The following is a 14,127-nucleotide window of genomic DNA, read 5'->3' as shown; positions in this document are numbered from 1 at the left end:
ACCGGTTACGTTGTATCTTTAAGCAAAATTTTAATAAAATGAGAAATAAACAAAAAAGTATGATAAACCCTAAACTGATTATAGCCACTGCGGCATCATTACTGGCAGCCTGTGTTACACAACAGGCGGGTACTACCGCACCAAAGAAAAAAGTGGTACTGGACTATTATTACAATAACGAATGGAAGAAGGATAAAACTACCGGTGTAGATACCCGCTGGCACTATACCTGGGAAGATACCTCTTTTGGTGGCTATTCGGCACTTGGGGAGATTTTTAAGAGGGAAGGCGCTGAAATCAGTTCGCTGGAAACTATGCCTACTGATGCTACCCTTAAAAATGCATCGATTTATATTATTGTAGACCCTGATACCGAAAAGGAAACCGCTACCCCGAATTATATGGATGAGGAAGCTGCAAAGACCATAGCCAAATGGGTGAAAAATGGCGGTGTACTGGTGTTACTCGCAAACGATACAGGAAATTGTGATTTGCAACACCTAAACATCCTTTCAGATAAGTTTGGTGTTCATTTTAATGAAGACAGTCATAACAGGGTTAAGAACGATATGTTTGAGCAAGGTGCTGTAATGACTCCAAATGGGCACGAGATATTCGGTTCGGCAAAAAAACTGTATGTAAAAGAATATAGTTCGCTAAATGTTGCTACCCCCGCCAGGACGGTGCTTAAAAGTGGCGAGAACAATCTTATGGCTGTAGCCAAATACGGCAAGGGGACAGTGTTTGCACTGGGCGACCCATGGATTTATAATGAGTATGTAGGCGGCAAGAAAATGCCTGCTGATTTTGTGAACTACCAGGCTGCTGAAGACCTAGCAAAATGGCTTTTGCACCAAACGAAATAATCAATGCAGTTATCAAAGGAAAATTTAAAGCATATTGAATCGAAACCGGGCCTTCAAATCCCCGACGAAAAATTATTTAACCTGCCCGAAAAAGTACTACAGTTTGGTACCGGAGTATTGCTGCGCGGCCTGCCTGATTATTTTATAGATAAAGCCAACAGGCAGGGTGTATTTAACGGTCGTGTGGTTATCGTAAAATCTACAGGTGGTACGGGTGAGAAGTTTGCAAGGCAAAACGGTTTGTATACTGTTTGTGTACGTGGCCTTGCTAACGGTATAGAGGTAAAAGAGGATATAATTAATGCTTCGGTGAGTAGAGTGCTGGCTGCAAAAACTGCCTGGGCTGAAATACTGGAATGCGCCCATAATCCTGAAATGACCATTGTGTTGTCTAATACTACTGAAGTTGGTATTCAGTATGTGGAGGAAAATGTGTTTAGTGGTGTACCGGAATCGTTCCCGGGAAAGCTACTGGCGTTTTTGTATGAGCGTTATAAAGCATTTAACGGCGATACCACAAAAGGTATGGTGATAGTACCTACCGAATTGATTACCGACAACGGTGATACTTTAAAAAGAATAATGCTGCAACTGGCAGCATATAATAACCTTGAGGTAGATTTTATTACCTGGCTTACAGAGTGCAATACTTTTTGTAATTCACTGGTAGACCGCATAGTGCCGGGCAAGCCATCAGGAGCTGATATGGAAGCGCTGGAGGCGGCTTTGGGGTATACCGATGCACATCTTACCATGAGCGAGCCTTTTTGCCTTTGGGCAATTCAGGGGGATGATAAGGTAAAAGAAGTACTATCATTCCACAAGGCAGACGATGCTGTAAAGATAGCGCCGGATATTACTTTGTTTAAAGAGTTGAAACTACGCATCCTTAACGGTACACATACCTTTAACTGTGGCCTGGCTTACCTGTGTGGTTTTGAACTGACCCGTGAGGCTGTGGGCGATGCTTACTATAGCGTGTTCAGCAAAAAACTGATGCAGCAGATAAGTAATGCCATTCCGTATGATATAGATGAAGATGTAAAAGCGGCCTTTGCAAAAGACACATTTGAGCGTTTTTGTAATCCGTTCATCAATCATCAATGGCAAAGCATTACCGCGCAGTATACCTCTAAAATGAGGATGAGAAATATGCCGTTGCTGCAGCAGCATTACAAGGTATATAACAATGTGCCACAATATATGGCTGTGGGTTTTGCAGGGTATCTGCTCTACATGAAATCTACTAAAAGTGGAGACGGATTCTACGGTTCCCGAAATGGAGCATTATACGAGATAAATGATGATGCGGCGGCGTATTTTTATGATTTATGGGCTAATAACGATGCAGATGCAGTAGTGGATGCTGTTTTGTCTAACGAGGTACTTTGGGAAACCAGCCTTGCCGCACTGCCGGGCTTTGCTGAGGCTGTAAAGGTGTATATGAAAAGTATTAGTGAAAAAGGGGCTTTACAAACCGTAGCCTCATTATTACAATAACATACAACCGGATTTTGTCCGGAATAGGCTATAACTATAAACAAAAACCATCAGGACAAATGAAGAAAATGTTATATAAACTGCACCGCTGTTTTGGTAAGGCAGTAGTGTTTGCAGCGCTTTTGAGCTGCGGCAGTACACTTCATGCACAACAACAAATGGAATACCTGAAAAGGGGAGTGGTAGCTACCACTGCCGAAAAGGGTATACTGGTAAGCTGGCGTTTACTGGGCACAGAAGACAAGAATACAGCATTTAACCTGTATAGAGTTACTAACGGCAAAGAGGTAAAACTTAACAGTAACCCCCTTACCAAAGGTACCAACTTTTTAGATACAAAAGCTGATAAAACCAAAGACAACACCTATGTGGTAAAAGTAGTTTCCGGCAAAAAAGAATTGGCTGGCGAGAATTTTACCATAAAGGCAAATCAGCCGGCTTATATATCTATTGCCCTGAAAACACCGGAAGGTTATGCCCCAAATGATGCTTCGGTTGCAGACCTTGATGGTGATGGTGAGTACGAGATTGTTCTGCATCAGGTAGGTAAATCACACGATAACAGCCACGATGGCCCTACAGATCCACCGATTTTTCAGGCGTATGAAATGGATGGGACACTATTGTGGACCATTAACTTAGGTATTAACATCCGCGAAGGCGCACACTATACGCAGTTTATGGTATACGACCTTGACGGTGATGGCAAAGCAGAAGTGGCTATGAAAACCGCAGACGGCTCTACCGATGGCAAGGGCAAGGTAATAGGAGACGCCTCTAAAGACTGGCGGAACGAAACCGGTCATATACTTTTAGGACCTGAATATCTTACAGTTTTTGACGGGCAAACCGGTGCCGAAATAATTACGACTAAATTTATTGTACCACGTCATCCTGATACTGAAAACCCTACTAAGGAGCAACTGAAAGAAGTTTGGGGAGACGGCAATGGTAACCGCAGCGACCGCTATCTTGCAGCTGTGGCCTATCTTGATGGTAAAACACCAAGTTTGGTTATGTGCCGGGGTTATTATACCCGTACGGCAATTGCAGCCTGGGATTTTAAAAATAAAAAATTACAACTACGCTGGCTATTTGATTCGGATGCTGCACCTGAAACAAAACAATTTGGCGGTCAGGGTAACCATAACTTATCCATCACAGATTTAGATAACGACGGTAAAGACGAAATTGTTTACGGTGCCATGACGGTTGACGATAACGGCAAAGTACTGAACAGTACCGGTTACGGTCACGGTGACGCACTACACGTAGGCGACCTTGACCCAACACATCCGGGTGTGGAAATTTTTGACATACAAGAACGTTTTGACGATGCTGGTATGCACTTTAGGGACGGTGCCACAGGCGAAGTACTTTGGAAAAAACCGTCGCTTTCTAAAGCTGATAAAGGACAGGGGCCGGGGCGTGGTCTTGCACTGAACATAGACCCGCGTTATCCGGGTTCAGAATGCTGGGCTACCAGTGCAGGTATGAGCGGTATGTTTGACAGTAAAGGTATCAGGATTTCGGAGAAAGCACCCTCTTGTAATTTTGGGATTTACTGGGATGGTGACCTGCTGAGCGAACTACTGAATGGTACTGTTATAGATAAATGGGATTATAAAACTGAAAGCACCAATGTACTGCTTGATGCCAAAAACTTCGGTTGCGCATCTAACAACGGTACCAAGATGAACCCGGTGTTGTCGGCTGACCTGTTTGGCGACTGGCGCGAGGAAGTAATCTATAGAACGGAAGATAATAAGGAACTGAGGATATTCAGCACCAATATACCTACGGAGCACAGGCTGTATACCCTAATGCACAACCCACAATACAGGCTAAGCATTGCCTGGCAAAATGTGGCTTATAACCAGCCACCCCACGCCAGCTATTATATGGATGAAAAAATGCCGGAGCCTCCAAAACCGAACATCATAGTAAAACAGCCGGTATCGGCCAATACAAAATAAGCATGAAACAAAGAGGATTAATAATTGCTTTGATAATAATTTGCGGCTTATTAGGCTTGTCTTTTGCCTCGATAAAAGAAAGGCCAACGCTTTACATCATTGGCGATTCTACAGTGAAGAATGGTACCGGTCAGGGAGCAGACTTGCTTTGGGGCTGGGGCAGTTTTATGGGCGACCATTTCGATACCACAAAAATTTCCATACAAAACCGCGCCATTGGCGGCCGTAGCAGTCGCACATTCCTTACTGAAGGGCGTTGGGACAAGATACTTTCCACGCTTAAAAAAGGCGACTACGTAATCATGCAGTTTGGCCATAACGACGGTGGCCCGTTAAACGATACCCTGCGTGCCCGTGGTACCATACCCGGCACAGGCAATGACAGTACGCAGATACACAACCTTATCCGTAAGGTAGATGAAACCGTGCACAGCTATGGCTGGTACATGCGTAAATATGTTAATGAGGCTAAAGCTAAAGGTGCGGTGGCCATAATTTGCTCACCGGTACCAAGGGGAGATTTTGACGAAAATGGCAAAATGAAAAAAGACAAGTACGCTGCCTGGGGCAAGGAAGTTGCTACACAAACCGGTGCGTATTTCATTCCGTTAAATGATTTGGTAATCGCCGATTACGAAAAGAAAGGCCCGGCTGCGGTTAAGGAGTATTTCCCTAAAGACCATACGCATACCAACAAAGAAGGTGCACAGGTAAATGCACAGCTTGTAGTAAACGGCTTGAAAGAGCTGAAGGGATGCCGTTTAAAAGACTTTCTTAAAAAGAAATAGTTATTACAATATTTATACTATAACACACTTGCTATTATATTTTTAATAATATGAAACGAATACTTTCAGGCAGCATATTAGGGCTTACACTGGTACTTACAGGCTGTGGAACACAAAAAAACACTACGGCATCTGTAGAGAAAATCCCATCGAAAGCTTCTGTAACAGAGGTTATGGAAAGGGCAAACAGCTACTTTATGAAAAAATGGCCCGATCCGGGAGCACCTACTTTTGGTGGGGGCAAAGAGCGTTCGAGCAACCTTTGGACACGTGGTGTGTACTACGAGGGGCTTATGGCACTGTATTCGGTAGACCCGAAAAAAGAATACTACGACTATGCCTTACAATGGGGCGAACGCCACAAATGGGGATTGCGCGGCGGCGTGGAAACCAGGCATGCCGATAACCACTGTGCCGGGCAGACTTATATTGACCTGTATGAGTTGGATGGGAAAAAACACCCGGAGTGGGTAAAGGACATTAAGGAATCGATAGACCTTATGATGGCTACCGACAAAATAGACGACTGGAACTGGATTGATGCCCTGCAAATGGCCATGCCCGTGTATGCTAAGTTGGGCAAGCTTTATAACGACCCAAGGTACTATGAGCGCAACTACCAGATGTATGCCTATACCAAAAATAAACATGGTGTAAACGGACTGTATAATCCAGAAGATAAGCTGTGGTGGAGGGATAAGGATTTTGTGCCGCCGTATAAGGAACCTAACGGGCAGGACTGTTACTGGAGCCGTGGCGATGGTTGGGTAGTGGCTGCACTGGCACGTACGCTGGAAATAACTCCGAAAACCGACCCTCACTATGCCGAATACCTTCAGGATTTTAAAGACCTGCTTTCGGCATTGCCACCTATACAAAGGGAAGACGGCCTGTGGAACGTAAGCCTGCACGACCCTACTAACTTTGGAGGTAAGGAAATGACAGGCAGTGCACTGTTTGTATACGGTATGGCATATGGTATAAACAACGGTATTATAGACCGCAAAACCTACCTGCCGGTACTGCTTAAGGCATGGAATGCCATAGTAACAGACTGTGTACAGCCTAATGGTTTCCTGGGCTGGGTACAGGGTACCGGCAAAGAGCCGAAAGACGGCCAGCCATTATCAGTTACTAAAGAGCCGGATTTTGAAGATTACGGATTAGGTTGTTTATTGCTTGCAGGTAGCGAAGTTTATAAACTTAAATAAACATGTTTAATGCATTATAAAGCGGTTAAAATTTTATATGATAAAATTTTAACCGCTTTTTTTTATTGTTTTCTTACAAATACATGACACCACATGACACAGGTTTGCTAACTTACACTTACTTTCGAAAACCATATAGTTAAGAAAAACAAACAACAAGTTATGAGTGTCCTGTTAGGCGTTTTATTCCATTTTATCGGAGGTTTTGCATCCGGTAGTTTTTACATACCGTTTAAAAAAGTTAAAGGCTGGTCATGGGAAACCTACTGGCTTGTGGGGGGCATATTTTCGTGGCTTATAGTACCACCGCTGGCCGCCTGGCTTACCATCCCTGATTTTTGGAATATCATAGCCCATGCCGATGGCTCTGTAATAGCGCTTGCGTTTTTATTTGGCGTGCTATGGGGCATAGGCGGGTTTACGTACGGGCTAGGTGTACGCTATCTTGGCGTGGCACTGGGCAGCAGTGTTATACTCGGGCTTTGCATGGTGTTCGGTTCACTGCTTCCTTCTGTTTATTATGAGCTGTATCCCGAAACTGGTAAAGACAGCATCGGTGTTATAGCAGGTTCGTCCTGGGGACAAATGGTGTTACTTGGTCTGTTTATCTGCGTGCTGGGTATTGTTATCTGTGGCAAGGCCGGTACCATGAAAGAGAAACAACTGTCTACTGAGGGTACTGATCCGCACGGTATGGAGGTAAAAACAGAATACAAATTTGGCTTAGGGTTGTTGGTTTCTATAATCTCAGGTATACTGAGTGCGTGTTTTAACTTTGGCCTTGAAGCCGGAAAACCAATGGCGGATGTGGCAAACGAACTTTGGAAAGCCGCTAACCCGGAGCAGGGAGAGTTCCTTTTCCAGAATAACGTAACGTATATAGTTGTTCTTTGGGGAGGTTTACTCAGCAACCTTATAGGCTGCCTGTTCCTTGCTATAAAAAATAAATCACTAAGCGATTACCGCAAACCTAATGTGCCCATCCTTGCCAATATCATTTTTTGTGCCTTGGCGGGTACAACGTGGTTCTTACAATTCTTCTTCTATGGTATGGGCGAAAGCCGTATGGGTAACGGGCCCAGCTCATGGATACTGCACATGGCCTTCATTATACTGATTGCTAATATGTGGGGCATTATCCTAAAAGAGTGGAAAGGTGTGAGCAAAAAAACGGTAACTACCATCGCATTGGGTATCCTCGCTATACTACTATCCGTTATGGTAGTAGGCTATGGTAATTCACTAAAGTAGAAAATATAACAGTCAGGTAAGATTTATGGTCTATTTTTAGAGCTTTAAACTATAACCATGATGATCACAAAAAAATGCGGTGTGCTGTTATTGTCGCTTTTTGGCATAACTGCTAACGCCCAACAGGACTTAAAATTACAATATGCCCAACCCGCCGAATATTGGACAGAAGCGTTGCCTGTAGGCAATGGCAGGCTTGGAGCTATGGTTTTTGGTAAAACCGATGAAGAGCTCATACAGCTGAATGAGGCTACGCTGTGGAGCGGAGGGCCGGTGGGTAAAAATATTAACCCCACTGCTTTTGAAAGCCTTCAGCCAATACGCACTGCCCTTATGGCGGGTGATTATGCAAAAGCATACCAGCTTACCAAAAATATGCAGGGCAGTTATTCTGAAAGTTACCTGCCGCTTGGCGACCTTTTGCTGAAACAGGATTTTGGAAATGCTGCCCCGGCTTCGTACCACAGGGAACTTAACCTTGCCGACGGTGTTTCTACCACTACATTTACCATTAACGGGGTGGGGTATAAGCGCGAAATATTTGCGTCGGCACCGGGCGAATGTATCTTTATAAGGCTTACTGCAAGCCAAGCTAAGAAATTATCGTTTTCAGTTGCAGCTAAAAGTCAACTGAATAACCATGTTGCCGTGACTAACGGTTCACTATCGCTAACAGGCAAGGCACCTTCGCACGTAACGCCAAGTTATATATCTTATGATGCCGAACCGGTGGTGTATAAAGATGATTCGGGTTGCAAGGGGATGCGTTTTGAGTTAATTGTAAAACCCATTGTAAAAGACGGTACGGTTAGCGCAGATAGCAACAACCTTGTTATAAAAGACGCCACGGAAGTACTACTCCTTGTTTCGGCAGCTACAAGCTTCAACGGTTATGATAAATGCCCTGACAGCGACGGTAAGGACGAGCATAAGCTAGTGCTGGATCATCTTGAAAAAGCATTAGGCAAAACATATGATATTCTGTTGGCTGAACACCGTGCCGATTTCGGGAAGTTTTTTAACAGGGTATCCCTGGTATTAAATAATGGGGAACAGGATAAATCAAATCTTACTACAGACAAGCGCCTTGAAGCGTATTCGGCAGGGGAGAAGGACTCGGGTTTAGAGTCGCTGTTCTTTCAGTACGGCAGGTACCTGCTGATTTCTTCATCACGTACTAAAGATGCCCCGGCAAACCTTCAGGGCATTTGGAACCACCATTTGCGTGCGCCTTGGAGCAGTAATTATACCACAAATATTAACGTGCAGATGAATTACTGGCCGGTAGAAGCAGCCAACCTTTCGGAATTATTTTCCCCGCTAAATGACCTGATACACAACCTGTCGGTTACCGGTAAAGAGACAGCCAAAAGCTATTACCATGCCAATGGCTGGATAACACACCATAATTCAGATATATGGGCTATGAGTAACCCTGTGGGCGATTTTGGCAAAGGCGACCCTATGTGGGCCAACTGGTGGATGGGCGCCAACTGGCTGAGCAGGCACTTGTGGGAACACTACCAGTATACAGGCAATAAGGAATATTTGGCTGAGGTGTACCCGATACTAAAAGGTGCCGCAGAGTTTTCTTTGGATTGGCTCCAAAAAGATAAAGACGGTTACTTGGTTACCATGCCTTCTACTTCGCCCGAAAATGAATACTACTATGACGGCAAAAAGAAAGGTGTTATTACCGTAGCCAGCACCATGGATATGGGCATTATAAAAGACTTGTTCTCTAACACTATAGCGGCTTCAAAAGTACTGGGTACTGATAAAGAGTTTCGCAAAACGCTTGAAGATGCCTATAAGAAAATGTATCCTTTCCACATTGGTAGTAAAGGCCAGCTACAGGAATGGTACAAGGATTTTGAAGATGTAGACCCGCACCACAGGCATACATCGCACCTGTATGCGCTGCACCCGGCAAACATCATTACGCCGTTAAACACGCCTGATTTGGCCAATGCCGCCAAAAAGACGCTGGAGCTTCGCGGTGATGACGGTACAGGCTGGAGCCTTGCATGGAAGGTAAACATGTGGGCACGCCTGCTGGACGGCAACCATGCGTATAAAATATTCCGCAACCAGCTCAGACTGACGAAGGAAGGTGGTTCAGGCTACAAAGGCGGCGGTTCGTACCCTAACCTGTTTGATGCCCACCCGCCGTTCCAGATAGACGGAAACTTTGCCGGTACCGCCGGGATTATAGAAATGCTGATGCAAAGCCAGAATAACGAAATTCACCTGCTGCCGGCCTTACCGGACAACTGGAAAGACGGCGAAATAAAAGGCATAGTGGCACGAGGTAATTTTACACTTGATATTGCCTGGAAAGAAGGTAAGCTGTCTGCGGCAACAGTGGTAGCCAACAATGACGGTATATGTACGCTGAGAGCTAACGAACCTTTTAAGGTGGAAGGTGTAAAGGCCAAGGCTAAAAAAACGGCTATAGGCTACACCATAAGTTTTGAAACTAAAAAGGGCAGTACCTATAAAGTACTTGCATTATAAAATAACAAACAGCCGGTTGTTATTGCCGGACTTTTAACTTTAAAAACTTTCAACTTTAGACTAAAATATGAAACGATTAGCAGTTAAAATGCAACTTCACAAAGGCTACGAAGCCGAATATAAAAAACGTCACGACGAAATTTGGCCCGAGCTATCGGCTTTACTTAAGGAAACGGGTGTAAGCGATTATTATATTTTCCTGGATGAAACCACCAATAGTCTTTTTGGCACGTTGCTGATAAGTGATGAAGCAAAGTTTACAGACCTTCCGTCGCATCCGGTAATGCAGAAATGGTGGGCGTACATGAAAGATATTATGGAAAGCAATGCAGATAATTCGCCGGTAAGCACCCCGCTTAAAGAGGTGTTTTACTTGCCGTAAGGTTTTTGTTTCCAAAAGCATGTGCCAGGAATAACAAACGTTAAGATAATTACAATTTTTTTTGCAATTGACAGCATGGTACAGGATACTGTCCTAATCCGATTAAGGTATTTTTGACCCACACTTAATAGTATTCATCTAAATTAAAGTGACAAAAAATGGTAAAAAATTTTCAATATGTAAATTACTTATGGGATGAGGCTAAGGCAGCTGAACTGGGCAATGACCAGGTAGCTTTGTTCCTGTACCGCTCTAACATACTGGGCGCTGACTTAAGAATAACAAATTATGGAGGAGGTAACACTTCCTGCAAAACAATAGAAAAAGACCCGCTAACCAATGAAGAAGTTGAGGTAATGTGGGTAAAAGGTTCGGGTGGCGATATAGGCACCCTTACACGTAGCGGTATAGCCGGGTTATATACCGGTCGCCTGCACGACCTTAAAAATGTTTACGGCGGCCTCGCCGACGAAGACCGTATGGTAGGCCTTTTTAACCACTGCCTTTTTGACCTGGACAGTAAAGCGCCGTCTATAGATACGCCGCTGCATGGTCTGCTTCCGTTTAAGCACATAGACCACCTGCACCCCGATGCACTTATTGCCGTTGCTGCCGCACAGGACAGCGAGAAGGTAACCAAGGAAATATGGGGCGATACCATGGGCTGGGTGCCTTGGCAGCGTCCGGGCTTCGACCTTGGGCTTCAACTTGAAAAATGCCTTGCCGAAAATCCGGGTATACGCGGTATTGTACTGGGTAGCCATGGGTTATTCACATGGGGAGATACCTCTTACGAGTGCTACATCAACAGCCTTGAGGTGATAGAAACCGCTTCGGAATATATTGCCAAAAAAATAAAAGAAAAAGGCAGCGTATTTGGCGGTGCCAAAATACAGGGTCTTGAAAAAGAAGCCCGACTTGAAAAAGCTGCTACCATAATGCCGTTGCTTCGTGGCCTTGCCTCTAGCGAAAACCGCATGATAGGCCATTTTGACGACAGCGATGCCGTAATGCAGTTCATAAACAGTAATGACTTGGAGCGCCTTGCTCCGCTGGGTACCAGCTGCCCTGACCACTTTTTGCGTACTAAGATACAGCCGCTTGTTTTAGATCTTTCTACCGAGGAAGACCTTAACGATACCGCTGCTGTACTTGAAAAACTGAAACCGGCTTTTGCGCAATACAGGGAAGAGTACAAGCAGTACTACGAAACCTGCAAGCACGCGAACAGCCCGGCTATGCGCGACCCGAATCCTGTGATTATTATTTATCCGGGTGTGGGTATGTTCAGCTTTGCTAAAGACAAGCAAACTACCCGTGTAGCGAGTGAGTTCTACATCAACGCGATCAACGTAATGCGTGGCGCTGAGGCCATAACAGCATATACTTCGCTGCCAAGGCAGGAAGCATTTGACATAGAATACTGGCTGCTTGAGGAAGCCAAGCTGCAGCGTATGCCTGCCGAAAAACCGCTTAGCCGTAAGGTAGCAATTGTTACCGGTGCCGGTGGAGGTATTGGTAAAGCCATAGCTGATAAGCTGGTTGCCGAAGGCGCTGTTGTTGTACTGACCGACCTGAGCAAGGATGCGCTTGATGCAGCCCTTAAAACATACAAAAAAGACCAGGCCGAAGCCGTGGTATGCGATGTTACCAACAGCGATGCTATAGCCGAAGCGTATAAAAAAGCCTGTCTTGCCTTTGGTGGGGTAGATATTATTGTACACTCAGCGGGACTTGCTATTTCCAAGTCGCTTGAAGATACTACGCTTAAAGACTGGGATCTACTGCAAAATGTGCTTGTAAAAGGACAGTTTATGATGGCACAACAAGGTGTAGCCATTATGCGTAAGCAGGGGCTTGGTGGTGATATTGTGAATATAGCCAGTAAAAATGGCCTTGTTGCCGGTCCAAACAACGTAGGTTACGGTACGGCAAAAGCAGCGCAACAGCATATGACACGCCTGCTTGCCGCTGAGCTTGCCGGTGATAAAATACGTGTTAATACCGTAAACCCTGACGGTGTTATTGTAGGCAGCAAAATATGGGAAGGCGAGTGGGCCGAGGGTCGTGCTAAAGCTTACGGTATCAGCGTAGAGGATTTACCGAAGCATTATGCCAGCCGTAACCTGCTGAACGAAATTATACTTCCGGATGATATTGCAAACGGCGTATTTGCCTGTGTGGCAATACTGGACAAGAGCACCGGAAACACTATTAATGTAGATGGTGGTATGGCCAATGCCTTTGTACGCTAATAATTAATTATAGTAGCCACTAATTATACAATAGAAGAATGAATTTCGATTAATTCGTGTAATTAGTGGCTTAGCTTATAACCAAACCTCAAACAAAATGAAGATTACCTCACAGCATATTGCTGATTTAAATAAAATACAGGATACTACCTATAAGGCAGAATTGAACCTGCTGGAGAGCAAACTTAGCAAGCGTGGTATCAGCCTTGAAAACGTTATCAATAAGGTAGCAGATTTCCAAGTGGCCATACCCAGTTGGGCGCTGGGTGCAGGCGGTACTCGTTTCGGGCGTTTCTCTTACGGTGGCGAGCCCGCTACCTTAGAGCAAAAGCTTGACGACATTGGGCTTATTCATGCGCTGACCAAATCAGCAGGGGCGGTGTCGCTACACATTCCGTGGGATATCCCTCAGGATTATAAGGCTATTAAAGAGTTGGCACAAAGCCACGATATTATATTTGATGCTGTAAACTCTAACACCTTCCAGGACCAGGCAGGCGCTAAGCACAGCTACAAGCACGGCTCACTGAGCAGCACTATTGAGGCTTCGCGTGCGTATGCAGTGGAGCACAACCTAGAGGTGATAAAAATAGGGGAGCAGCTTGGTTCTAAAAGTCTTACCGTATGGTTAGCAGACGGTAGCAGTTTCCCGGGGCAGCGCAATTTCCAGGCGGTATTACAGCAAACCGAAAACAGCCTGAAACAGATATACGCCGGTATGCCGGATGACTGGAAACTGTTTATTGAATACAAACCGTATGAGCCGAACTTTTATAGTACTGTAATACAGGATTGGGGTACATCGTTTATGCTGGCCAATGCCTGTGGTGACCGCGCCTACACGCTTGTAGACCTGGGACACCACCTGCCAAACAGCAACATAGAGCAGATTGTAGCTACGTTGATGTACAAAGGCAAGTTGGGCGGTTTCCACTTTAACGACAGCAAGTATGGCGATGACGACCTTACTGTGGGTTCTATAAAACCGTATGCATTGTTCCTGATATTCAATGAACTGGTGTACGGTATGGAAAACAACCCGCAAAACCCTTACCCGGCCTGGATGATTGATGCCAGCCATAACGTAAAAGACCCGCTTGAAGACCTTATACAATCGCTTGAAGCCATACGCATAGCTTATGCACAAGCACTACTTGTAGACCAGGCTGCGCTAAAAGCTGCACAGTTTGATAACGATGTGGTGCTGGCACAGGAACTGCTTCAGGATGCATACCGTACCGATGTAAGGGCAATACTTAAGGCAGCCCGTGTACAAAGCGGTGCCGTAGCCGACCCGATTGCTGCATACAGGTCACTTGCCGTGCGTAACGGCCTTATTAATGAGAGGGGTACCGGCAGCAAGGCAACCGGTTTATAATCT

10 protein-coding genes are annotated in these 14,127 nt (G+C 45.1%); all 10 read left to right on the top strand.

The features are described from left to right. The first annotated feature begins 38 nt into the window (after positions 1–38). Positions 39–866, top strand: coding sequence for a DUF4350 domain-containing protein (locus ACLI1A_RS11400; protein WP_411408784.1), 828 nt, complete (start codon positions 39–41; stop codon positions 864–866). Positions 867–869: 3 nt separating this feature from the next. After that, positions 870–2,366 (top strand): tagaturonate reductase, encoded by a 1,497-nt coding sequence (locus ACLI1A_RS11395; RefSeq protein ID WP_411408783.1) that lies wholly within the window; start codon positions 870–872, stop codon positions 2,364–2,366. Positions 2,367–2,425: 59 nt separating this feature from the next. Continuing rightward, a complete protein-coding gene (locus tag ACLI1A_RS11390) occupies positions 2,426–4,342 on the top strand; it encodes a rhamnogalacturonan lyase (protein ID WP_411408782.1) in 1,917 nt (638 codons plus the stop codon). Positions 4,343–4,344: 2 nt separating this feature from the next. Then, entirely contained in the window at positions 4,345–5,130 is a 786-nt protein-coding gene (locus tag ACLI1A_RS11385; RefSeq protein ID WP_411408781.1) for a rhamnogalacturonan acetylesterase, read from the top strand. A 50-nt stretch (positions 5,131–5,180) separates the two neighbouring features. Then, on the top strand, positions 5,181–6,341 hold the full coding sequence (locus ACLI1A_RS11380; protein WP_411408780.1) for a glycoside hydrolase family 88 protein: 1,161 nt from the start codon (positions 5,181–5,183) through the stop codon (positions 6,339–6,341). Between the two features lie 162 nt (positions 6,342–6,503). Next, positions 6,504–7,592 carry an L-rhamnose/proton symporter RhaT gene (rhaT, locus tag ACLI1A_RS11375; RefSeq protein WP_411408779.1) on the top strand — a complete coding sequence of 363 codons (1,089 nt, stop codon included), beginning with the start codon at positions 6,504–6,506 and terminating at the stop codon, positions 7,590–7,592. Between the two features lie 57 nt (positions 7,593–7,649). Next, on the top strand, positions 7,650–10,109 hold the full coding sequence (locus ACLI1A_RS11370) for a glycosyl hydrolase family 95 catalytic domain-containing protein (RefSeq protein WP_411408778.1): 2,460 nt from the start codon (positions 7,650–7,652) through the stop codon (positions 10,107–10,109). A gap of 67 nt (positions 10,110–10,176) precedes the next feature. Then, the gene (gene rhaM, locus ACLI1A_RS11365) at positions 10,177–10,491 is read left to right on the top strand and encodes an L-rhamnose mutarotase (protein WP_411408777.1); all 315 of its coding nucleotides are present in this window, start codon (positions 10,177–10,179) and stop codon (positions 10,489–10,491) included. Positions 10,492–10,649: 158 nt separating this feature from the next. Then, a complete protein-coding gene (locus tag ACLI1A_RS11360; protein WP_411408776.1) occupies positions 10,650–12,746 on the top strand; it encodes a bifunctional aldolase/short-chain dehydrogenase in 2,097 nt (698 codons plus the stop codon). Positions 12,747–12,843: 97 nt separating this feature from the next. Beyond that, on the top strand, positions 12,844–14,124 hold the full coding sequence (locus tag ACLI1A_RS11355) for a sugar isomerase (protein WP_411408775.1): 1,281 nt from the start codon (positions 12,844–12,846) through the stop codon (positions 14,122–14,124). Positions 14,125–14,127 lie beyond the last annotated feature (3 nt).

Source organism: Flavobacterium sp. RHBU_3, assembly GCF_046613565.1.
Lineage (GTDB): Bacteria > Bacteroidota > Bacteroidia > Flavobacteriales > Flavobacteriaceae > Flavobacterium.
The sequence above is the reverse complement of the archived record's forward strand: the minus strand, read 5'-3'. Positions and strand labels throughout refer to the sequence as shown.

Coding starts and splice junctions, on each gene's coding strand:
- ACLI1A_RS11400 (WP_411408784.1), top strand. CDS start 39: ATGAGAAATAAACAAAAAAGTATGATAAACCCTAAACTGATTATAGCC.
- ACLI1A_RS11395 (WP_411408783.1), top strand. CDS start 870: ATGCAGTTATCAAAGGAAAATTTAAAGCATATTGAATCGAAACCGGGC.
- ACLI1A_RS11390 (WP_411408782.1), top strand. CDS start 2,426: ATGAAGAAAATGTTATATAAACTGCACCGCTGTTTTGGTAAGGCAGTA.
- ACLI1A_RS11385 (WP_411408781.1), top strand. CDS start 4,345: ATGAAACAAAGAGGATTAATAATTGCTTTGATAATAATTTGCGGCTTA.
- ACLI1A_RS11380 (WP_411408780.1), top strand. CDS start 5,181: ATGAAACGAATACTTTCAGGCAGCATATTAGGGCTTACACTGGTACTT.
- rhaT (WP_411408779.1), top strand. CDS start 6,504: ATGAGTGTCCTGTTAGGCGTTTTATTCCATTTTATCGGAGGTTTTGCA.
- ACLI1A_RS11370 (WP_411408778.1), top strand. CDS start 7,650: ATGATGATCACAAAAAAATGCGGTGTGCTGTTATTGTCGCTTTTTGGC.
- rhaM (WP_411408777.1), top strand. CDS start 10,177: ATGAAACGATTAGCAGTTAAAATGCAACTTCACAAAGGCTACGAAGCC.
- ACLI1A_RS11360 (WP_411408776.1), top strand. CDS start 10,650: ATGGTAAAAAATTTTCAATATGTAAATTACTTATGGGATGAGGCTAAG.
- ACLI1A_RS11355 (WP_411408775.1), top strand. CDS start 12,844: ATGAAGATTACCTCACAGCATATTGCTGATTTAAATAAAATACAGGAT.